Annotated in this window: 22 protein-coding genes; 14 read left to right on the top strand and 8 right to left on the bottom strand. The window is 65.5% G+C overall.

What is annotated here, in order from left to right:
* Positions 1-86: 86 nt before the first annotated feature.
* The 6 genes from NA11_RS25380 to NA11_RS25355 form a co-directional block, all read right to left on the bottom strand.
* The gene (locus tag NA11_RS25380) at positions 87-2255 is read right to left on the bottom strand and encodes a hypothetical protein (protein ID WP_069164504.1); all 2169 of its coding nucleotides are present in this window, start codon (positions 2253-2255) and stop codon (positions 87-89) included.
* Complete coding sequence (locus tag NA11_RS25375; RefSeq protein ID WP_069164503.1) at positions 2252-4816, bottom strand: ATP-binding protein; 2565 nt, start codon at positions 4814-4816, stop codon at positions 2252-2254. The genes NA11_RS25380 and NA11_RS25375 overlap by 4 nt, the downstream gene beginning before the upstream one ends.
* Complete coding sequence (locus NA11_RS25370; protein ID WP_069164502.1) at positions 4813-5256, bottom strand: hypothetical protein; 444 nt, start codon at positions 5254-5256, stop codon at positions 4813-4815. Before NA11_RS25370 ends, NA11_RS25375 begins: the two co-directional genes overlap by 4 nt.
* Positions 5253-5582 carry a hypothetical protein gene (locus tag NA11_RS25365; protein WP_069164501.1) on the bottom strand — a complete coding sequence of 110 codons (330 nt, stop codon included), beginning with the start codon at positions 5580-5582 and terminating at the stop codon, positions 5253-5255. Before NA11_RS25365 ends, NA11_RS25370 begins: the two co-directional genes overlap by 4 nt.
* 121 nt (positions 5583-5703) lie before the next feature.
* Entirely contained in the window at positions 5704-6678 is a 975-nt protein-coding gene (locus NA11_RS25360) for a conjugal transfer protein (protein WP_069164500.1), read from the bottom strand.
* On the bottom strand, positions 6675-6878 hold the full coding sequence (locus tag NA11_RS25355; RefSeq protein WP_069164499.1) for a hypothetical protein: 204 nt from the start codon (positions 6876-6878) through the stop codon (positions 6675-6677). The genes NA11_RS25360 and NA11_RS25355 overlap by 4 nt, the downstream gene beginning before the upstream one ends.
* An 823-nt stretch (positions 6879-7701) precedes the next feature.
* On the opposite strand from NA11_RS25355, the gene NA11_RS25350 reads away from it, so the two are divergent.
* Both NA11_RS25350 and NA11_RS25345 read left to right on the top strand, forming a co-directional pair.
* Complete coding sequence (locus NA11_RS25350) at positions 7702-8487, top strand: sigma-70 RNA polymerase sigma factor region 4 domain-containing protein (protein WP_069164498.1); 786 nt, start codon at positions 7702-7704, stop codon at positions 8485-8487.
* 155 nt (positions 8488-8642) lie between these two features.
* Entirely contained in the window at positions 8643-9713 is a 1071-nt protein-coding gene (locus tag NA11_RS25345; protein ID WP_141717821.1) for a hypothetical protein, read from the top strand.
* A 194-nt stretch (positions 9714-9907) separates the two neighbouring features.
* Here the strand turns inward: NA11_RS25345 and NA11_RS25340 are convergent, their stop codons facing one another.
* Complete coding sequence (locus NA11_RS25340) at positions 9908-10288, bottom strand: DUF397 domain-containing protein (protein WP_069164496.1); 381 nt, start codon at positions 10286-10288, stop codon at positions 9908-9910.
* 6 nt (positions 10289-10294) lie between these two features.
* Complete coding sequence (locus tag NA11_RS25335; RefSeq protein WP_245746159.1) at positions 10295-11242, bottom strand: helix-turn-helix domain-containing protein; 948 nt, start codon at positions 11240-11242, stop codon at positions 10295-10297.
* A gap of 231 nt (positions 11243-11473) precedes the next feature.
* Between NA11_RS25335 and NA11_RS25330 the strand changes: the two genes are divergently transcribed.
* From NA11_RS25330 to NA11_RS25270, 12 genes are all read left to right on the top strand, one after another.
* Positions 11474-11821 (top strand): hypothetical protein, encoded by a 348-nt coding sequence (locus tag NA11_RS25330; RefSeq protein WP_069164495.1) that lies wholly within the window; start codon positions 11474-11476, stop codon positions 11819-11821.
* Positions 11803-12384, top strand: coding sequence for a hypothetical protein (locus NA11_RS25325; protein ID WP_069164494.1), 582 nt, complete (start codon positions 11803-11805; stop codon positions 12382-12384). Before NA11_RS25330 ends, NA11_RS25325 begins: the two co-directional genes overlap by 19 nt.
* Positions 12385-12661: 277 nt before the next feature.
* Positions 12662-12910, top strand: a complete 249-nt coding sequence (locus NA11_RS44980; protein WP_141717820.1) for a hypothetical protein — start codon at positions 12662-12664, stop codon at positions 12908-12910.
* Complete coding sequence (locus NA11_RS25315; protein WP_167837725.1) at positions 12907-13209, top strand: hypothetical protein; 303 nt, start codon at positions 12907-12909, stop codon at positions 13207-13209. Before NA11_RS44980 ends, NA11_RS25315 begins: the two co-directional genes overlap by 4 nt.
* Positions 13210-13495: 286 nt before the next feature.
* Positions 13496-13843 carry a hypothetical protein gene (locus NA11_RS25310; RefSeq protein WP_141717818.1) on the top strand — a complete coding sequence of 116 codons (348 nt, stop codon included), beginning with the start codon at positions 13496-13498 and terminating at the stop codon, positions 13841-13843.
* Positions 13844-13947: 104 nt separating this feature from the next.
* Complete coding sequence (locus NA11_RS25305) at positions 13948-15237, top strand: condensation domain-containing protein (RefSeq protein WP_167837724.1); 1290 nt, start codon at positions 13948-13950, stop codon at positions 15235-15237.
* A 76-nt stretch (positions 15238-15313) separates the two neighbouring features.
* Positions 15314-16321, top strand: coding sequence for a BadF/BadG/BcrA/BcrD ATPase family protein (locus tag NA11_RS25300; protein ID WP_069164489.1), 1008 nt, complete (start codon positions 15314-15316; stop codon positions 16319-16321).
* Positions 16318-17133 (top strand): inositol monophosphatase family protein, encoded by an 816-nt coding sequence (locus NA11_RS25295; RefSeq protein ID WP_069164488.1) that lies wholly within the window; start codon positions 16318-16320, stop codon positions 17131-17133. The genes NA11_RS25300 and NA11_RS25295 overlap by 4 nt, the downstream gene beginning before the upstream one ends.
* 160 nt (positions 17134-17293) lie before the next feature.
* Positions 17294-18337, top strand: a complete 1044-nt coding sequence (locus tag NA11_RS25290; protein ID WP_141717817.1) for an alpha/beta hydrolase — start codon at positions 17294-17296, stop codon at positions 18335-18337.
* Positions 18338-18748: 411 nt separating this feature from the next.
* Positions 18749-19261: a hypothetical protein gene (locus NA11_RS25280; protein ID WP_141717816.1), complete on the top strand. Its 513-nt coding sequence runs from the start codon at positions 18749-18751 to the stop codon at positions 19259-19261.
* Positions 19262-19489: 228 nt separating this feature from the next.
* On the top strand, positions 19490-19774 hold the full coding sequence (locus NA11_RS25275) for a hypothetical protein (RefSeq protein ID WP_069164485.1): 285 nt from the start codon (positions 19490-19492) through the stop codon (positions 19772-19774).
* 111 nt (positions 19775-19885) lie between these two features.
* Positions 19886-20797, top strand: a 912-nt coding sequence (locus tag NA11_RS25270; protein WP_069164484.1) for a hypothetical protein, incomplete at its 3' end; no start/stop codon positions are given.

Genomic DNA, 20797 nt, shown 5'->3' with positions numbered 1-20797 from the left:
ATCACCTCCGTCCTGCCTGTTCGCATCTTGGCATCGTTTGTGGCCTTATTTGTCCGGGCGTGCCATCCGAGCCCAGATTTGCTGGCTCATTGGCTCTCGTTCGCCGGTGGCGTCGCTCCTGGCGGCGGCAACTCGACCGGCGGCTCGGGTGCCGGACCCTGGGGCGGCGCGGACCGCGGCGGGCCGAACGGTGTCGGATCTGGTGCGGCCGTCTCCGGCGCTGCGTCGGTGTCGCCCGCCTCGGGGGAGTCCGCTGCCGGCTCGGGATCAGCAGCATCCACATGACCGCCGTCGGCCTGGCGTTCGGAACGCTCCAGCGGCGGGTCGTGCATCGGCAGCGGGGTGGGCTCGATCTCGCGACGGGTGGGACCCGCCGTCGACGGCGAGTCGACGCTGAGCTGGCTGGGCTCTGTGGTGCTCGTCTTGGACGTCGAGGTCCGACGCCGAGATCTGGTCGCGGTCGCCGCGGTGGTGCTGACCGGATCCGACCCCGTCGCTGCATCACCGGACTGTGTGCGGGTGGGTTTGGCGCCGCCGGCGCGCGTGCTGGGTCGGGGCTGATGGTGAGGATGGTCGGGATGATGGGGGTGGTCGGCAGGGATCTCGACAACCCGCTGACCCAGCGTCCGGTGATGCACAGTGGCGCCCCGGAACCGCTTGGCCGCTGCCTCGCTCATGCCGGGCCACCCGCTAGTCGCACCCTGTCGCTGGGCCGGTCGCGTCGAGCCCGTCCCGGGCGCCCCGTTGGGCATGGTGTGCTTGGCGCCGCGCAGGGCGGCCATGGCCAGCCGCCCTTGCGGGGAGACATACCACAGGGCTGCTGAGGACAACGGGCCCATGTGGTGTCGGCGGTGACCCGGTCCGGCGCCTTCGACCGGCCCTGATGCGGTGTTGCCGGTGGACTTGGCCAGCCCGCGGGTGAGCTGTTTGGACCCGTTGTCGAGGCTGCGTCCCAAGCGCCGGACCGCGACCAATCCGAGCACCATGATGACCGCGCCCAGGAAAATGACTGCGATGCCATTGGTTTTGGCTGCCTCGAACGCCGACTTCAGCGCCAGCGAGTAGACACCGAGCAAGATGATGTAGCCGGCCATCGACACCGCCGACATCACCGCGTCGGCGAGACAACGCAGGTAGAACACCTGTGGTGCGCCGGGGATCTGGGAGGCGGCGTAGGCCGGGAGCGCGAGCACCGCCATTCCGACGGCTTTGCATCCGTACCACAGGATCCGCAGCGAGAAGACGACGCCGAAGGCCAGCAGCAGTGTGCTGAAGACCAGCAACACGAATCCGGTGCCGATCTGGGGGCCGTTGGGGCGATCGGCCCGCATCTTCATCTCGCGAGAGGTCGGGGAGCCGCAGTCGCGCATCGCGTTCTTGATCCGATCCTCGTCACCGCTGCGCACGGCAGCCGACCAGTCGTCGCTGCACATCGGCGATTCGTAGTCGATGATCTGGCCGAAATTCCAGAGCTGCAGTGGGTGGCGGATCTCGTGGTCGACCAGGTTGCCCTGTAACTGTGTGACGGTGGTTTGTGCATCGGTGTTGCCGTTGCCGGTCAGCCCGGCCGCGATGGAGAGCCCGATGTCGCGCCCGGCGATCAGCGGACCGTTCTGGCTGAGCATTTGCTCGACCGGATGAGCAAAGATGGTGATGCCGAGGATGGCCAGCACCAGCACCGACACGATATGGATTGTGCCCTTGGAGATTTGGCCGCGAGTGAACGCGAAGCCGATCACCAGTGCGCCGATGCTGGCGCAAAGCAAGAACAGGCCGGGCACGAGGATGGTGCGGTCCATCGAGGTGTTGATCTGGACGGTCACACTGTGGAGCAGGTCGAGCCAGCGGAAGCTCAGCGTCCAGGACAACAGCCAGATCGCGGTGATGGTGATGGCCAGGAACAGGCCGAATTCCATTTGCAGCAGGTTGCTCGAACCGATGTTGAGCGGATGCCATGCCGAGCCGTGATCGGTGCTGAACAAGTACTCCGACGCCGGTACGCCGTAGCTGTCGGTGACCCCGGTCCATGAGGTCGCCGACATCGTGGTGGCGGCCGCGGCGTCGGGGGCCACGATCGTGAGGGTGACGAGCAGCATTTGGGTCAGGACCAGCGGCCAGCCGATCCACCGGCGCCACCGGGTGGCGTTCATCCATGCGATGAAACGGCCCGCGAGCTGGCGGGCCAGTGGTGTCGCGAAGTCCCACTCGCCGTCGGGGAGCCGGGTCCAGCGCAGACGTACAGAGGTCAGGATCATGAGGTCCGTCCGTGCAGCGAGGGGGTGGTGTTGATCGCGTCGATGCGGTGCTGGCGGGCGGGGCCGAAGGTTTTGATGATCCCGATACGTCCGCGGCCGTCGCGCATCATGGCTTCGCCCTCGCGGCCAGGGCTGACCTTTCCGCTGGCGTTCATGGGAGACAGCCCGTAGCGCACTGTCTTCACCAGGTGCGGGTTCGTGGCGGGATCGATGCCGAGCCACTCCAGCTGTGCGTGAGCGAGGTCTGGGTTGGGTTGACGGAAACCGAGCCGGATCGGCACCAGGTCGCCGTCCACACCCCGGAAGTGCTCGCGGGGTTTGGGGGAGGCCATGAACAGGCCGGCGCCGTTCTTGCGGCCGTCGTTGGCGAAATCACGCATCACCCGTGTGCCGATCGGGGATCCGGTCAGCCGGTGTGCTTCGTCGGTGACCAGTGCGCCGAAGCGGCCGTTGGGTTGCAGGAATGCCCGGCTGGCCAGGACAGCGGTGAGTTCGAGCATGGCCTGGCCGAGCAATTTGGGTGCACCCATCCGCCGATACAGATGCGCCTCTTTCATCTCATCGAAGCTCGGTAGATCCAGGCCGTGGGTGCGGACCACCGTGGCCGGAGTCGTCAGTTCGAGTACCGGCAGGCTGGGATCGAACAGGACCGGGGCCAGATGCGCGATCGCGTTCATCGCCCGCAGCAGCGTGGCTTCGACCGAGTCGCCGGGGTGTCGATCGGTGTACTCGCCCAGGTATCGGTGCAGAGCGGGGATGCTGGTGATCTCGTGTTCGCGCCGGGTCGATGGAGCGAGAAGATTGGCCATCAGGATGCCCGGGTCCGACATCGGGTCGGTGCCCAGCAGCGGCAGCAATGTGCCGAGGCTGACCGTGACCGCGGTGGAATGGTCGTTGCCGAAGATGCGCAGCGGATCGAGCGAGACACGAGGATGGGCCAGGTCGACTTCGGTGGAATCGGTGATCGCGGCGGCGAGCCGCCCGTATTCGTTCATCGCGGTGCCATCGATGGCCAGGAACTGCCCACCGAGATCGACGATGTCCAGACAACGGCTCTTCAAGAAGTAGCTCTTTCCGCTGCCGAGGTCACCAGAGCAGGCGACGCAGGCGGAGAAGTCGTTGACGACATGGTCGATCAGATCGAGATGAACCGGCTCGAAGTGCCCCGACAGCAGATTCGCCCCGATCGCCGGGCCGCTGGAGTCTCCGACGCGTGCGCTGGTGAACGGCACGAATCCGGCCCAGAAGTCGCTCGGTGTGATGTGGCTGAAGTTTTCCCACGCGACCGGTGCCGCCGCGCCGGGGTGGAACAAGCTCCACAGATCGACTTGTGCGCCGATCGGTTGACGCCATTCGATGTGGGATTTCTTGTAGGCAGTTCTGATTCGATCGGCCGCCTGCTGCAGCTGGGTGTGGCTCATCGCGCCCAGCGCGAGGGCCACGGTGAACACCACCTCGGATTCGCCGTCGTTGGCCTCGAGATGGCCGGTGTATTCGCCCAGTTGCATGCCGCGGTCCAGCAGTGAGTTCGCCGCGAACGAGGCTTCGTGTTCACGTTGACCGACTTGCTCGTCGAGCCGCCGTAGTGCTGCGGAATTCTTGCGGATGGTGTCCTCGGCGCTGTGGCGTTCGACCCACATCGCCCAGTCCACCGACACGGAGGAGGAATCGTCACCGCCGCCGAGGTCGAGACCGTCGACTATGGCCAGGAATTCCGATCCGCCGGGAAAGGCCATGCCGCCGGAGGGGAAGCTTTTGATCGTGAGCATCGTCTGATAGCTCGGTGGCTCGAGTGGATCCTCGCGGAAAATCTTCAACACCGGGGATCGCGAGTTCGGCAACCGCCACGCCAGTCGCCGGTGCCGAGGACGGTCGGTCCGTGCGCCTTCATCGAGCAGCGCGGGTTCGAATGCCGCGCGGGTTGTTGCCGTGCCGATCCCGCCGGACGGTGCGGCCCCGTCGCCGTCGATCGGTGGGGGCACCATCCCCACGCCGCGGGTGAGGTTGTGCTCCCACAGCCACGCGAACAGCTGGGACGGGACCGGATGGAACCCGAAAACGTCATCGATCTTCGACAGGATCGAGGAGGCGTTGGCCAGCGCGGCGCGGGTTTGCTCGCCGGTGAGCAGTCGCCCGCCGTGGTGTTCACGGCCGCGTAGCTGTTTGGTCAGTGCCGATCCCATCGAGGGTGGGTTCAGCACGGGCATGCACATCAGGTGCACACGAGTCTCGGGCCGGACATCGAACAGCAGTCGGTTGTAGGCCGCGGAACACTCCTCGGCGTACTCTTCGAGTTCGTCGATATCAGCGGCACCGATCATGGCCTGCAATACCTGACGCATGTCCATCGGCGCCACCAAGCCCAGGAACACCGTGCCGCTGGGCACAGCTTGAATCAGGCTCTTGTGCGCCGGGGCGACGATGGATTCCTTCTCGTCATCAGGGCGCAGCCCGTAGTCCAGTGGCGTCACGAAATAGGTGGCCGTGACCACGCCGGTACGGGTCAGCTGCAGATGCCCGTTGACATGCACGGTGGGTTGTTTGAACCGTGTCCTTCTCATCGGTGGCCCCCGCTCTTCACGTAGTTACGTGAATCGGCGATGGCGGTGTTCTCGAAAACGATTTCGTCACCGCCGACGACGAACAGGTCCTCCTCGCCAAGGGGGCGCAGTTCCTCGGCGGTCGAGATCGGGCCGGCGGACAATTGCAGATCCAGTTCACGCAGGAGCCGATGGGTCATGGGAATGCCGTCGAAGGTGATCCGTCCGGTCACGTAAACCCCTGCCGCACCCAGAACGGTTCCGATCACGAACAGCACCGCCAGAGTGACCGGGCCGGCGTTCGTCACGGTGCCGAGCATGAGGAATCCGGCGATGATGCCGACTCCGGTGATGATCTGCGTCAACGAGTACGGGCCGAGGGGGATCGGCCGGCCGTTGGTGAACTTGCCGACGATGATCGGGAACCGGCGTGCGCCGGTGAACACTTTCACCACGCTCATGCCGGCCCCGAATCTGGTAGTTCCGGCACACCGACGCCCAGCAGCGGCAACCCGTAGGTGCCGCCCGTGCCGCCGGGATTGAGGCCGGTGATCTCGTTTCCGCTGTTGCGGCCCACGCTGATGAACGAGGGCAGATACCACACGATCACGGCCGCGGCGACGACGGTGACGAGTGCGGTGGCGATCGCCGCAGGACCGAACTTGTTCTTCGTTACGTGCACGACGAAGAACCACAGCCCGGCGATCACGATGACTGCGAATCCTGCGGGGCGGCTCCACGCCGCGATGTGATTGAGCAGTGTGTTGATGGTGGCGGTGCCGTTCATGGCCGGCGTCCTTTCCTGGAGAGCGTGCGCACCCCTCGGTGCGGTGAGGACCGAGCTCGGGGAACCACGGTGGCCCCGACCAAATTCAGCTGCCGAGATGGTGGGGCGAGGTCAGGTGCTGTCATCGGCTTCCTCCGGTTTGAGTGGGTGAGGCGGGCGCCGCGGAACTCGGATGCGAAGGGTCGGGCGTGGACAGGCCCGGGTTGATCAGCGGCTGATCGTCGAACGCTCGCACCTGCCAGCGGCCTGCTGAATTCACGGCGGTAACCCAGTACTGCAGACGGGTCACCGAGTAGTTCGTGGTGCGTGCGTCCACCGTCATCAGAAGGTGCAGCGACGACGCATCCGAAGCGGGCCGATCCACCTGCACGGTGACCATCGAAATCGCGGTATAAGGAGAAGGCCGGATCGCGGTCAGGATGGTGTCGGCAGTGGTGTAGCGCGAGAGGTCTTCGCGACCGGTCAGATACGCACTCAAAAACCCGGTCGCCAGCACATGAAGATCGGTTCCCGGATCGGCGGTGACGGGGTAGGCCAGCGTGGCGTCGACGCCGATGTGTGGAGCCTCGACACGCTGCGGCAGCGAGAGCGCACGCGGCGCACCGTTGAACACCGAGACCGAGGTTCGGAAGTAGGCGCGTTCCCGGTCGGGATTGACCGCAGCGTCGATGCGCAATGACACCACCGCGGTCCAGGTCGTCATTTGCGCTGAATTCGTGATCAGTTTTGTGTAAACGACCCATGGATCAGACACCGTCGCCGCGACGTTGGGCAGTGTGATTGCCGGTGCGGTGATGTATGCCGTCAATGCCTTCTCATCACCGCTCTTGGACGACAGATATCTGGTGACGAAATCCATCGAGAAAGCGCCGACCAATTGCGCCGCCGACACCGACCCAGCGGCAGCACGATTGGGGGGATCCGAGTCAGGAACAATCCACCCGGCCAGCGTGCCCAACCCGCCGAGCACAGCCAGCACCGCGACCGCCCCGTGAAGCAGACGCGTGCGACGTTCGCGGCGCTGCAGATGCGCCGACCACGCGACGCTGACCCCGACACCGGACGCGGGAGAAGTCGCCGAGCCACGCGCGCTCATCGGCCCGCTCCAGCGGCGAGTAAGTCGTCGCACTTCTGCCGCATGCCCGGCCAATCCTTGACCAGGAAATCGAGTACGGTCCCGGCGTAACCGGGGTTGAGCGGGTCGTCGTGAAGGTCGGTCAGCGCCGAACGCAGCTGACCGACGAACGCGGTGATCTCGGCCGCCTGGTTGGGCGGGTGACGGCGGGCAGGGGCCATGGTCTCAGCGGTTCCTCTCCGATCAGGGCCCGCCGCACCGCCGATGGCGGGGACGGGCAGTCGCTGCCTACACAGTGGATATAGGCGCGCCGATCGGGCGATTCCGTCACCTGGCGCAGAAATTTTTTGAACAATCACCCCAGAGACCGCGTCTTCGGGGGCAAGAAGACGACAATGCCCCACCGGAGCAAAGGGATCCGGTGAGGCGTGAATAGGAATGCGTGCGCTCAGTGTCGGTGACGGAGGAGACGCAATATTGCGGAGAATTCCGGCGGCGCAACTACCCAAAAAGGGGGGCGCTCGGCTTCCTTTGAGCTTCGCTGTCGTTGCGCCGAGCGTACCACCTGAAGTGGGGACCCCATGATCTTCGGCGTGTCGAGTTCTCTGGCGCACTCCCGGATGCCGAGTCCGGCCTGACGCGGAAGTCAGCCCCTTCGGACAGGCCGCACCGGCCGACGACGTGGCCGAGGCCGCCGGGCAGTCCCGAGTTCTAGAAGGAGTCCGTCCCGCACCGGCTGAAGGTTGATAGATCCGGCCCGGCAAATCATTGCTGACCGGTCGCCGGAATTGCCTGCCCGCCTAACAAGGCATGGGCTCGCTCACCGCCGCACGGCTCCGCCACCTCAATTGTCACGGTTTCGTCACTGTTCACAACCAGGCCACTGAACTGGTCTTATTCGTTTCTCGCAACCACCGACACCGGTGGTCCCCGCAACCTGCGCCGCAACATCGGCAACTTCGCTCGCAACCACCCACGCGCAACCTTCGACGCTTTGCTGCTCGGTATCCGCCCTGGACCACGCACATTCGGGAGGTGCCGACAATGGCCACAACCGCGACGATCTGGACCACTATCGAGGACTCGCTCAACCGGCAGGTGTCCTCTCCACACGCCCAGGCCAGCCTTGCCGGCCTGCCGCCCGACACCACACCCAGCGTCGTCGACCGCTGGCTGGTCGACAGATTCAACGAGGGCGTACCTGCCGCCGCGGCGCTGCTGGCACTGCGCCACCTGGAGACCCTGCGCGCGGTCGCGCGCCGCGCTCACGTCGACCCGTGGGAATGGCCGGACCACACCGCCGTCCAGGTCCAACTCACCATGACCGCGTTCTATCAGACACTGGCCGACCTCGACTCGGCCGACGATGTCGCCACCGCCATCTACTGGAAAACCCTGAACTTGATTCGCCGCCACCGCGGCCATCGTGGCCCGATCCGCGACAGCAGCCTCATGGAGATCCCGGTCGACCTCGCCGGCACCAACCCTTTGCCCGACGATCTCGCCGATCACGACGGCCCCCGCCGCCGCACCCGCCCCCTAGTCCATCAACTCTGCGCCCCGGGCGACCACGAGCAGGATGACGACATCACCGTCGAGGACCTCGCCAACTGGGCCCGTCGGCGAACCGACAAGGAGCGCCGCGCCCTCGAACTCCTCGCCGTCAAGTTCATGTCAGACACGCCCTTGTCAGCACGAGAACTGGCGCTGCACCTCGGCCTGTCCGAAGACGGCGTCGAAAGCCAAGTCCGCCGAGCTCGATCCCGCCTTCGTGCCGCACTCACCGATCGCCGCACCGGCCTGTTCGCCGACGCATCTGCCGCGGCATAACCCTTCAGAATCCGGCGTGACCCGCGGTCCAGAGGCCAGTACAAGCGTCCCCGCGCTTCTACGATCAACAGAACTGCCACCGACGACACGGGACACCCACCGGGAGATCGAAGTCCATGAGCACTCAAGAAACGCCTCTCACCAGGGACGAGATCGTGGACGTGCTGATCGCCGACGAATCTCTCAACACCCGCCCCGCATCCGCTGCCGCCGAACCCACCACCCAGACGGCACCCGCACAGAAAAGTGCAACCACCGTGTCCGAGACCAGCGAACGACTCAAGACCATCATGCACTCCGAGGCTCCTCCGGCCTCCGGCCGTCCTGGCTCGACCGCGCAGACGACACAGCCCGAAACCGACGCCAACGATGACGACCCGTTCGACCGTAGTCTGCGCACCCCCGAGATCGCCGTCTCGGACGACGCAGAAACCACCACGGACGAGCAGGAATTGAGCGGTGAGACCGCAGCGACCACACCCTCTAAATCCAGGTCCTGGCGGACCGTCTCGGCCTCCGTCAGACCCCGTTGGAACGCGCTTTCAACACAGAAGAAGGTCGTCACGGCTGGCATCATCACCCTCGTTGTGCTGGCCTGCCTCACCCTGATCATCCGCGCCAGCACGGACGAGACCACAACCCCGAATCCGTACATTGTTGCGCCGAAAACCGGCACCGCGACCGCCGGTCTCCCCGCCCCCAATCCCGACGCTCCGGCCGATCACACAATCAAGCCGGCGTCGGTCGCCGCGCGCTGTCCGGCAGGCAGTACCGATCCGACGCTCGCGTTCGACACCGACCCCGCAACCGCGTGGATGTGCGTGCGGGTCTACGGCATCGACGGCCAAGTTCTCACCATCAAACTCGACCACCCCTACGTCATCACTCGCATGAGCATCATTCCCGGATGGCTGCGCCAAAACAGCGACGGCAGCGACGAGTGGATCAAACATCGAGTCGTCACAAAACTGCGCTACACCTTCGACGACCCAGCCCACACCAGCATCGAACAACCCACGCAAAACACCCGCGACGAAGTCGTCACAGCCATCACCCCGCCCGTCCTCGCATCCACCGTTCAGATCACAATCCAGAGCACCACCGCACCCACCGGCGCCGAGCAACAAGGCCCCGGAATGAACGTCGGCCCGACCCCCACCAACAACACCAACAGCTCCGACTTCGCCGTCTCCTCCATCACCATCACCGGTCACTCCGCTAGCTGAAAAACCGTCAGTGCTGGCCGACCGGAGGGCACGGCGCAGGGAGGCCTGGGACTCCGAGTGATGCGCGCGACTGAGGCCGGTTTGCCCCTGCCGGTCCAGGCTGATCGTGATCTGGACCAACAGGGACGCGCCGTAGCCTCGAGTCCCGGGATCGGCTCCCCACCCGATCTGTCGGAAGCAAGCGGCGGTGGTGGTTAAGCGGCGGGAACGACTTCGAATGCGAACTCGCCGTCTTGCGCGCCAATAAGGAATGCCGTCCACTCCCCAGGGGTGAACCGCAGCTCGATGTCACCGGACTTGGTGGTCAAGATGGCCGATCCATGACTGTCGATACTGATCGCGATCGTGGTGTCGAAGGAACGCTCGTCAGTGATGTTGGCGAGGAAGTTTCTCCAGTCTGTGAGCTGCACAGTCAGGATGGGTTCGTCGTCCAGGTGATTGTGCGGGTTGCGTCGGTACTTGCTGTCGCGGACGTGCACAACGTCTCCGTCGAGGCGGGCTTCAAGGCACTGTGTGGCGCCGTTGGAGGCGCTGGATTTTGTCCAGACGCCCTGGGGAGAATGGGGATCGTTCATAACTGTTCAGCCTATCTTTCGGGCAGTTTCTCGGATCAAGTCGAGGGTCTCTGCGCGTGACAGCGCAGCAACCAGTGCCCGTTCGTGGATGACGTCGAGGGCTTGCACTGTCGAGGCATCTTCGAGGAGACCTGCAACGCCTGGGGATTCGTGCCAGCCGATGGTCGGCAGCACCGTGCTGTCGTGGAAGTCGAGCAGGTAGAACGTTGCGCCATTGTGGATTCCGGATTCTGCGGAGAACGGAATCAGGCGCAGATCGACGTTGTCGCACGTCTCCAGCAGTTGGATCAAATGCATGATCTGACCGCGAAGAACATCGATCCCGCCGATTCGCTGGTACAGAGCTGCTTCGCTGGCGACGGCGATTATTTCGACACGATCGTCGCCACGCAACCGTTCCTGTCGGCGCAGTCGGAGCGCGACGCGCTGCTTGACCTGAGCTTGAGGGATGAACGTCGTGTCGCTGGAAATCAGCGCATGGGCATATTCGCGGGTCTGCAGGAGCCCGGGCACGAGCAGGCTGTCGTTCGAGCGAACCTTGCGTGCACCGAACTCCAAGCCGTGGAATCGCAGAAGTTCGTCAGACAGCAACGCGCTGTAGTCGTGATACCAGCTTCGTTCCTTTGCCAACGCCCGAAGTTCGAGCAGCCTCTTGCGCTCCGGCTCGGTGAACTCGAGGTAGTCGCACAAGATGTCCAGCTTCGCCACAGTGAGCATGCGCCGCCCGGCTTCGACGTGTGACCAGTTGGCCGGCGCGATCGACACCGATTTCGCGACTGCGGCAGCGTCATAGCCCAGGCGCCTGCGCTGTTCTCGAATTCGCTGGATGAGCTCCATCTGTGCCACAGCGGGGGATTCGGATGGCATGGCGACCTCCAGATACCGCCGGATGAACATGACACCCGAACTGTAGCTCATGCGTGCTGTCTCGACAGTTGTCAAAACGTCTGCCATAGTTAGTTGTCAAGAGTGGCCGCAGTCACAGGATCGCCAAGAGGCGGATAAGTCCGCCGGTCTGGGGTGAGCAGCGATGACAACGCGAACCAAACTGAATTGGCGCGTCAGCCAGGCGCATCGCCGACCACTGCTGTCGGCAGGCTCCGTCATCTGCTCATCACGCGTCATAACGCGCCCTGGTCACGGAGATAGTGCCAGCGGCCGTGGTGCCCGTGAGGTGAACGACTAATGGCAGTCCAGTTCGTCGCAGGCAGCCAGATCTACAGCGATCTCACCGGCCATTCCGTGCAGAAAGTCGGCGAGTTCGGCTGGGTGATGGCGAATCTCCGGGGCTGGCATCTGACCGAGGAGCGCGGAGTAGCGATGGTCTGGCTCGCCGAAGCCTTCGCCGGTCAGCCCTATTCGGTCGGGGATCCGATTTGGCGGACCATCGAAGACTCTGCTCGAACGGTCGGTCTGACTGCTCATGAGGCAGCGGGCATGCTCGGAACTCCGCTCCAGCCGCCGATCCCGGCACCCCCGATTGTGGCCGTGGACAAGGCGCGGAGGTGGCAGCGATGGCTGACACGTCGGTGATGACGGCATCGCCGAGCAGCGTGATGACGGGGCTCGATGGCGCCGCGGTTACGCGGGTTCTGCCGACCCAGTTCGAGCTGCTGAGCGCGATTGGACCATGCGGTGCCGTCGAGTCGGTCGGTGGTCCTGTGGCCGGGCTGGTGCTGCGGTGCATGCGTGAGCTCGCCGAGCGTCACGCCGCTGATACCCGGGCTGCGGAGTGCGGTAGGACGACCGCTGATTGCGACGCCGACTTCGGTTGCCGCCGTGAGGAAATTGCCGCCCGGATCGACGACGTCGTGCGCCGATACCTGCCGCAGATGCCTGATGCCGAGCGTCGTTCCATCACGTCGTTATTGCGGCAGATCGTCGTGCTGGGCGTGTCGACTTTCCGGACGCTTCGTTTGTTGGGTGGACGCGACGACACCGTGCTGAGCATGTGGAATCAGCTTGCTCAGCTGGTGGATTGCTACGCGAATCGACGTGCTGCGCTCTTGACCGGGGCACCGTGGTGCTGCCCTGTCGAGGAGTGCGCCGCGAACACGAGTCTGCCGGAATGCGCGGGGGTGGCTTGTGGTGCGTGACTGGTGGAGGTGGCGCATGCAGTGCCGTTTCGCGCATACAAAGCTGCTGGTGTGGCTGGCGATGATCGCATTGGCCACCGATGCGATCGGTCCGCACTCCGAGCGGTCTTGGGTGGTGTCAGCGCTCGCACGGGTCGTCTTCTTGGCCGTACTCATTGCGCAGGTTCTGTGGCTTTCGGAGAACCGATGTGGCGATCACCTGTGGTGTCGGCCCCGCAAGGCAGCGGTACACGCGCACCGGCGGCGGATGCTGCTCGCACTCCATCACAAACCATCGATGCCACGGGTGGGGCTGGCACTGGCAGCGCTGCTGGCCGGGGTGGTGGCAGTGCAGGTGACCTTCGCCGCCCGCGTAGTGACCGCTGAATTCCTCGCAGGCCCAGCATGGATCGGTCTGGGGCTCATCGACGCTGGCTTGTCGATGATGGCGGTACTGGTCAGTGCAGACGCTGACCATGCGATGTTTCAGCCGTGGTGCTCGACCTGTCGCCACCACATCGCGCGAGCCCAGGACATGACGTGGTGACCGGGGCTGCCGTGCTGGCGATCGTGCTGGCTTCCGCGATCGGCGTTGCGCTCGTGATGCGCCGAATGCAGCAGTCTCGTCAGCTGCGCGTGCTGAGACTGCGCGCAGGGTGGCGGCCTGAGCACCCCACCGTCGCCGACCTCATGATCCTGCGTGAGCAGGAGATCGAGACGGACGGCAACGACGACCTCGCGTGGAAGCCCCAGCTCCTGTCGTCGTCTCACTCTGTCCGGCGCCGAGCTCGAAAACCTGCTCCGACCTCCAATCGGTTCTGGCCGTGCCGGGAGGAGCTGCAGTGATACCCGAACCACTCCAGCGAGCCGAAAACGACTGCGGCTCAACCTTGTCGGCGCGTCGTCGTGACGCCGACACCATGATCGCCACCACCAGCGAGCCCCCGGTCTTCCAAGGCGCGGGAGCTGCGGTGGTGGCACGGGGCGTGCCTTCCCGGCCTGTTCGACGACGCCGGCCATTCAGGGCCGGGAAGGCCGCCCCACCCTTTCGAACGTTTTCTCCTCCCAGCGGTGATGCGGTGCATCGCCACGATGGGGCCCCGGAGATCCGGTCGCAGCGGAGGCGATCGCGATGACCGGCCCGGGGCCCCCGTACCGCAGACAAGAGCGTCTGCTCAGCGTCAGCGACGTAGTAGCCGAGGTCGGCATGCAGCAGGTCATCGACCGCATCGCCGATCTACACGCCCGGGGATGGCACCGCGCGGCCGAGCAGATCGAGGACGAACTGCTCGAGCGCGACAGCATCGAACCGTCCGAACCGCGATGGGCAAACCAGGTGTGCGCGCTGGCCCAGGACCTGATCGATGATCCCGCGGACCAGTCGACCGCGCACGAACTGATCGACGTGCTGACCTGCCGGAGCGCCACCGAACGCGATGCCGTGCAGCCGCGAGCATGCAGCCGAGCCGAGGGGGAGTGACGAGCACCGAGCTGCGGCCTTCCACGGGCGAAATACCAAGGGGGACAGCAACGAAGGGGAACCATGGCGCGACTGATCCCGGATCCGATGCTTGGCGAGGCCGGATGATGGGCGCCGAACCGAACCTGCACAGCGGACCCCGCCAGGGTGTGCATCCCCTCTCGTACCAGCAACAAGCATTGCTCGCGCTGATGCCTGACGGTGGTTCGAACCACCGACGCCCGACGATATTCGCCATTCGAGTACGCGACGCGGATCCGCGTCGCCTTACCCGTGCGGTCGCCGCACTCGGGTGGCGGCACCCCGCGTTGCGGACCGCGATCGGCGAGCACGGTGGACGCTGGCATCAATGGGTCGCCGCAGACGCGGCGCCGCTGACGGTCCTCGACACGCGAGCATTGGCCGTGCTGTCGCCGTTGGCGGGTGCCCGCACGTGGGCCCGCACTCAGCGCTTCGACCTCGACGGCCGCACCGGTCTGACCCGCTGGGCATTGGTGCCCGGCACCGAGCACGCCATTCTGGCCCTCGCTGCGCACCCGATGGTGATGGATCACTGGTCCTGGGGTGTACTGCTACGCGAGCTGGCGACGGCCTGTCGCGATCCGCGTGCGCTCGGCCCGGTCCCGCCGGCCTACAGCGACTACGCGCGTTGGCAACACAGCACCCTCGACCCCGACCAGCAACTGAGCGACTGGTCGAACCACTTCGGTGTACAGGCCCTGCTCAGACTCCCCGGCGCACCGGCGCACCCACCGGCCAGCGGGACCACTCGAACGGTCACCTTTCCGGTCTCACCGGCCGCAACCGAGGAAATACGCAACCTCGCACGACAGCACTCGGTGACCATGTTCCACCTGGTCCTGGCCCTGTGCTCGACAAGTATCGGGCAATGGGCGCAGGCCGACGACATCGTCCTCGCCAGCACAGACCCCAGCCGCGAGCCCGGCACCGAGGCCATCGTGGGCATGTTCACCACCACACGGCTCACACGCGTGCAGGTCGGACGCTGCACCACGCCCACCACGCTCGCCGGCCAGATCCGCGATCGATGGCTCGACACCGACATCAGCACCCAAACCCGCATCGACACCGAACTCGACGCGCAGATCCGGCCGACCATCGAGGTCAACTACAACGACATCGCGACGCTGCGGGCTCCGCTACCCACAGTCGGCTCAGCGCCCGCCAACACCGTCGAGGTTGGCGAAACACGCACCTCCGCAAGACACTTGACGATTTCGCTCACCCCCGACGAGACCGGAGGTTTGGCGGTGTCGCTGACCTACCGCACCGATGTCCTCACGCGAACGGCAGCACGGATCGCGACGGAGTCGGTGCAGCAGTCGCTGCTGAACCCGCGCGCTCCCGGCGAGGAGGGGGCGGGCCGAACATGAACGCGATCGTCGCGAACCTGTCGAGATCCCCGGTGGAGATCCCACACGACGACCCGAGCCCACCGGTGGCGGTCACATGAGCTGGATCCTGCTCGAAGGGGGCGGATTCCGCACCTGGGCCGGGCTCACCGACCCGGACGCCACCGCGGTCGTCGCCGAGGTGACCGGACCGTCGACAAACCTGAGCACCGTCGGCGAACCCGGATCCGCGCGCCTGCTGCGCGGCCTGATCCGTCACCTGGCAACCGGGCACAGCCGCCCGATACAGGGCATCCTGGCCGCTCACAGTGCTGCGGCTACCAGCACAGCCGCGCAACATTTCGCGACACTGATCCACGAAATCGCTACTCGCCTGGGCATACTCGCGCCGATCTGGGTGACCAGCAACATCACCCCGCTGCTGTTGCTCTGTGATTCCCCCGCCGTAATCGCCGCCACCGCAGGCACCGGCACCGGGTTCGCGGCGCGCCATGGCGGATCGGTCGCGCGCGCCTCCGGGCTGAGCTGGCAACTCAGCGACGAAGGGGGAGCCCACGATCTGGCCCTCGCAGGTCTGCGCGCGGTCACCCGCGCCAGCGACCACCGTGGCCCGGCCACGGCCCTGACCGCCGCGGCCCACGAATGGCTCGATCTTCCCGCCGACGAGTCGCTGACCGACGCGCTCTTCGACACAGTGCACGTCGGCGGCAGCTACAACTCGACCCACATCGCCGCCTTCGCCTACCGAGTCCTGCACGCCGCCGACAACACCGACCCGGTCGCCTCGGCACTCGTCGACGCCGCCGCACTCGAGCTCGCGCTCGGAGTGATCGCCGTCAGCGGCCAGACCGACATCACCGAAACCACCCCGGCATCCCTGGTGGTCTCCGGGTCCCTGCTCAACGACAGCGCGTCACTGCGCGAGCGGCTCGTGCGGGCGGTCCAGCCCCACCTGGCTCTGCAGTGGATCACCCAGGTCGGCCCCGACAACCACGCTCATTCGCTGCTGACACTGCACCACCACATCAGCGCCGCCTCAGACACATTCGATTCCATCGCCTCGGCAATTCCGACCTATCACATTGCACCGCAGGGGGATTCATGACCGACTCGCAACAACTCGCCGATTCGGACCTGGCCCGAGTGATCGCCGCGGTCCTGCCGGACTGCCGCCGCGCCATCGACGCCTGGCGCAGCACGGGGGCACCGCTTCACTTGACCCCTGGCCGCGGTCATGGCGAGCTTGTCCCGGTCACCACCGCACAGCAGGCCGTGCAACAAATACTCACCGCCGCGATAGCCCAGACCTGGCCGGGCCTGCCTATGGTCACCGACGAATCCAGCACCGTAGAACCGGTGAACGACTGCGTGCTGATCGGGCCGATCGACGGCAGCGAATCAATGGTGAAAGGCTCACCCGCCTACGCGATCACCGCCTGCCGCATCCACGACTTCCGCCCTATCGAGGCCGTGATCGCGTTGCCCGCCTACGGAATACGCCTGGACGCCACCCCCGAACTCCTCCGCGTCCACGGGTCGCTAGACCAGCTACCACGCATGCCGCGAGGAGCCGTCCTGACCAGCACCACCCAACAACATCAGGTGGCGCACTGGCTCCGATGCCGACGCATCCACCACCTCACCACCGTTCCTGTCGCGACCACCTCGGTCGCGCTGACACTCGTGGCGACCGGCCGCGCCAGCGCCGCGCTCTATCTCCCCGAACACGACGAGACTGCTGAACTCCGAGCCTTCACCGCGGCCGCCCTCACGGTCGCAGCCAGCGGCGGAACCGTCACCGCCGCCATCACCGGCCAAGACCTCGCAGCCACCACCCTCGCAATTGCCCACGGCTGGCACGCCTTGGCCTCGCACGCCGACCCGATCCTGTCCGCCCAACTTCAGGAGAGACCATGATCGCCAAACCAAAACCCGGCACGACTCCGGCGCGAAAGACGCCGCACCGCACCACCTCCCACTGGTATTCACCGGTCGGGGAGCGGATCGTGGATTGGTTACTCTTCCCCATCCGGGCTGCCATCCTGATCTATGTCGATCGGACCGCCGGGGGTTGGCCATGAGATCGGCTACACAGCCGCACTATTCGGGCCGATTTCGGGTCCGCGTGAGCGCGATCTGCGCGCTGGCAGTGATCGGGGTGCTGGGTTCGACACCGCCACCGGCCAGCGCGTCCGATCCCGACCCGGCGACATGTTCAGCGCAGTCGTTCCCGGTACCCGCAGGCCGGATGGGCGGAACACTGTGCGTTCCGAATGGTGGCGCCGACACCGTCATGCTGTTGGTGCCGGGGATCTCAATAGATCAATCCTATTGGGACTTCCCTTACGTTCCAGAGCGATACAGCTTTCGTCGCGCGATGAACACCGCGGGGATTGCGACGCTCACGGTGGACCTGCTCGGCACCGGAACGAGCACACGCCCACCAAGTAGTGAGGTCACCTCGCTCGGGCAGGCCCACGGTCTGCACGACATCATCAGCCTGCTACGCACCGGGGCCGCGCCTGCTGCTCCGTTCGCGCGCGTGATCCTGGCCGGGGTGTCACTCGGTGCGGGCATCGCGGTGTGGGAGGCGACGACCTATCACGATGTCGACGCGGTGTTGCTGGCTGGGTTTTCCCACCTCCTCGAGCCGAGCGGCCTACTCCCGATCGCGGGAACCTTCGTACCCGCGGCGACCGATTCTCGCTTCACCGATCGCGGCTACGACGCGGGCTATTGGACGACCGCGCCGGGTACTCGCGCGCAATCGTTCCTGGGACCCTCGACCGAGCCGCAGGTGTCGCGATTGGCCGAGGAACACACCGAGGTGTTCACCCTGGCCGAGATGTTGGACGGCCTGCCGACCACAGTCACGAATGTGACCAACCAGATCGCCGTGCCGGTGCTCGTGGCCAACGGGCAGCGAGACCGGCTGTGCGCACCCCAGGTGTGTGCTGACGCGCCCGCACTTCGTGTGGCCGAAGAGCCGTACTTTGCGGCGGGTCTGCTCACTACCTACGTGCTCGACAATGCTGGGCACGCAACCACACTGGCTCCCAACACCGGTGAGTTTCAGACGGCGGTCGTCGGATGGGCCGCCGCTGTCCGGGCGGGGGCCTAGCCGTGGTTCAGCGCTATCGGCGCAGCGCCCGCATCCGGCGCTGGCTACGACGTGTCGGCATCCGTATCTCTCGGACCGTGGTGCGCCACAGCGGAGATCCGGGGACATTCGTTGATGTTCATTGGCAGGTCCGGATCGGTCGACGTTCCGGCGACCATGTGCCCGCCCCGGGGAAAGGAGAGCCCTTGAGTTCGGATCTCGCTACGTCGCATGGGCTGCGCGATGATATCCAGGATGTCACCGAAAAGGTTGCGGCACTGGAAGGTTCGGATCATCGGGCAGTGCTCAGGCTGATGCCGGCGGCCGAAGATCCGGTATCGGCTTCGCGTGCTGAGGAACCACCCAGCCACGGCGACCAGCTGGATCGGGGGTGATGATCCAGTGTGCACGTTGTGCGAGGACAAGCACTGCTTGACGAGGTTCTACGCGACGCCACGTCCGAAAGAGTCCAGGATTCTCGGAACCTGGGACGACGACGATTGTGACGCGCCAACACTGTCCGATCATCTCGAGGACGCGAAACCGGCCAGCGTCGAACCGAGCGAACTCGACGATGCGGTCTGGTACGTCGGCTTCGACAGATTGAAAACTGCTCCGCCACCGCCGATCCGGTGGCGCATCGCCGGGCCATTGGAATTTCCCGAATATTGCTTCGGGGACAGGCCTGGCGTGGTGGTGGGACCGATCCCGACGGCATGGGAATTGGCAGCCTTCGCCGAGCGACTGATGACCGGCCACGAACACGACGACGGTGGAACTATCGCCGAGTGCCTGACCGGTGCGGTGCCGCTGCGGCTGGAACAGCACTGCTGGTTCCTGCCAAACCTGCGGGTGATGGGACCTGTGCAAGAACGAGTTACCGCAAGCGGCGCGGTGTACCAGGTACGAGACGACCTTCCCGCACCACCACCCCCGCGGCTGTAGCAGAACTACGTCAAGGCTGCGGCCGCTGGCCGAACACGTCCTCACGACCCTGACCGGAGAACACGGCCCCGCCGAGGTAGGCCGATGCACCACTTCCCCAGCAGCTGAAGACATTTCACAGAAGGAACCACGATCAATGACACACAACGTCATCACCAGGCAGCGCGGGAGCTCGAGATCAGCCAGGGGCACAAGACCGCGCCGCCGCGAGAGGTCAAGGGGCATCGGATGAGTCGTGAGGATCCCACGGACCTGGAAACGTGGTTCACCGCACGGCAGGTAGCGATCATCGTGTCCCTGGTCGGTGCCGGTTACGGCGCGATGATCCAGTTCGGTCTCATCGAGGTGGCTCCGGACAAGCGAGACGGGGCAATGGCGGTGGCGATCTTTATCGCCGTGGCCTGCGCGGGACTGGCGATTGTTTCCGCCATCGGGCTGCGCCGGGAACGAGCCCGCCTCGCCAAGACACAGCAGATGTGGAACGGAGGCGACCATGACAAGCCGGCGCGCTGACCTCGAAGCCGAGGTCGCCGGGTCGACACGACCACACCGGCCACCACTCGCCAGCCAGATGAATCTCCTCGTACCGGCCTACGGCAACGAGTCGACAAGACCGACCTGGCGATGATGATCGATGAACCAGGGAAGGAATCGCTGTCCGTGCTCGCCGATGACCTCGAGGCCCACGACCAAGCCCGATACAAGAGCGAACGCGCGGAATACGCCGCAGATCTGGAGCTCTACGACCGTCAGCATATGACGGTGATCGCCGCGAAACTTCGAGCCGCCGGTCCACCTCTCCCGCCGCTTGTCCGGACACCGATCATCGCCGACATCCCCGTCGGTGAGGATCCCGCCCACCTGCTGGCCCTGCTGTGTCTCGCGGCATCCCGATACCTGGCGCTGGTGATCACCCCTGACGTGACCAGCACCCGCTACGCCCGCGATGTCCTCGACGCGGTCGGTCACGGCCGCACGGACGTGGTCGCGGCTTCGACAGGACAGCATCGGACCACCGCGCTGCTCGACCCGGTTCGCGCTCTGTGCGACGCGGCACCGGCATGGCTACCGCTGCGCTGGATCGCGACCGGATCCCCGACCCATCTCGCCGAACTCGGTCGCTGTGCGCCCGACCTGAGCACACGGCTGGCGGTCACCCAACCCGATTCGCATTTCGGTGAGGCGCCCGTCGATGCTGAACACGTCCTCGCGACCACCGAGCACCTATGGCTCGTGCTGTCGGACACGGTGGGCAACCGAACCGTCACGGCCAACGAGTTCCTATCGGGTTCCGAACGCTCTGTCACCGCTGTGATCAATTCACACCCGCACCGCGACCACCCAAGTCCGGCAATGCCCCTCGTCGCGACAGCCGCGGGTCTGGAACTGCCCGCGGTCCTGTTCACCCGCCGCCGTGCCACCCTCGACGATTCCGGGCGGGTCCTCGTCGAGACCATCACCGATCCGGCCCTCACGAACCAGCGATGGGTCTCCGGCACCATCGACGACACCCTCCACGCATGCCTCCAAATCCAG

Origin of the sequence: Nocardia altamirensis NBRC 108246 (assembly GCF_001612685.1) — a bacterium.
Taxonomy (GTDB): Bacteria; Actinomycetota; Actinomycetes; order Mycobacteriales; family Mycobacteriaceae; genus Nocardia; species Nocardia altamirensis.
The sequence above is the reverse complement of the archived record's forward strand: the minus strand, read 5'-3'. Positions and strand labels throughout refer to the sequence as shown.

Excerpts from the sequence above, each read along its gene's own strand:
- NA11_RS25380 (WP_069164504.1), bottom strand. The coding sequence starts at position 2,255 with ATGATCCTGACCTCTGTACGTCTGCGCTGGACCCGGCTCCCCGACGGC.
- NA11_RS25375 (WP_069164503.1), bottom strand. The coding sequence starts at position 4,816 with ATGAGAAGGACACGGTTCAAACAACCCACCGTGCATGTCAACGGGCAT.
- NA11_RS25370 (WP_069164502.1), bottom strand. The coding sequence starts at position 5,256 with ATGAGCGTGGTGAAAGTGTTCACCGGCGCACGCCGGTTCCCGATCATC.
- NA11_RS25365 (WP_069164501.1), bottom strand. The coding sequence starts at position 5,582 with ATGAACGGCACCGCCACCATCAACACACTGCTCAATCACATCGCGGCG.
- NA11_RS25360 (WP_069164500.1), bottom strand. The coding sequence starts at position 6,678 with ATGAGCGCGCGTGGCTCGGCGACTTCTCCCGCGTCCGGTGTCGGGGTC.
- NA11_RS25355 (WP_069164499.1), bottom strand. The coding sequence starts at position 6,878 with ATGGCCCCTGCCCGCCGTCACCCGCCCAACCAGGCGGCCGAGATCACC.
- NA11_RS25350 (WP_069164498.1), top strand. The coding sequence starts at position 7,702 with ATGGCCACAACCGCGACGATCTGGACCACTATCGAGGACTCGCTCAAC.
- NA11_RS25340 (WP_069164496.1), bottom strand. The coding sequence starts at position 10,288 with ATGAACGATCCCCATTCTCCCCAGGGCGTCTGGACAAAATCCAGCGCC.
- NA11_RS25335 (WP_245746159.1), bottom strand. The coding sequence starts at position 11,242 with ATGGCAGACGTTTTGACAACTGTCGAGACAGCACGCATGAGCTACAGT.
- NA11_RS25330 (WP_069164495.1), top strand. The coding sequence starts at position 11,474 with ATGGCAGTCCAGTTCGTCGCAGGCAGCCAGATCTACAGCGATCTCACC.
- NA11_RS25325 (WP_069164494.1), top strand. The coding sequence starts at position 11,803 with ATGGCTGACACGTCGGTGATGACGGCATCGCCGAGCAGCGTGATGACG.
- NA11_RS44980 (WP_141717820.1), top strand. The coding sequence starts at position 12,662 with ATGCCACGGGTGGGGCTGGCACTGGCAGCGCTGCTGGCCGGGGTGGTG.
- NA11_RS25310 (WP_141717818.1), top strand. The coding sequence starts at position 13,496 with ATGACCGGCCCGGGGCCCCCGTACCGCAGACAAGAGCGTCTGCTCAGC.
- NA11_RS25305 (WP_167837724.1), top strand. The coding sequence starts at position 13,948 with ATGATGGGCGCCGAACCGAACCTGCACAGCGGACCCCGCCAGGGTGTG.
- NA11_RS25300 (WP_069164489.1), top strand. The coding sequence starts at position 15,314 with ATGAGCTGGATCCTGCTCGAAGGGGGCGGATTCCGCACCTGGGCCGGG.
- NA11_RS25295 (WP_069164488.1), top strand. The coding sequence starts at position 16,318 with ATGACCGACTCGCAACAACTCGCCGATTCGGACCTGGCCCGAGTGATC.
- NA11_RS25290 (WP_141717817.1), top strand. The coding sequence starts at position 17,294 with ATGAGATCGGCTACACAGCCGCACTATTCGGGCCGATTTCGGGTCCGC.
- NA11_RS25275 (WP_069164485.1), top strand. The coding sequence starts at position 19,490 with ATGAGTCGTGAGGATCCCACGGACCTGGAAACGTGGTTCACCGCACGG.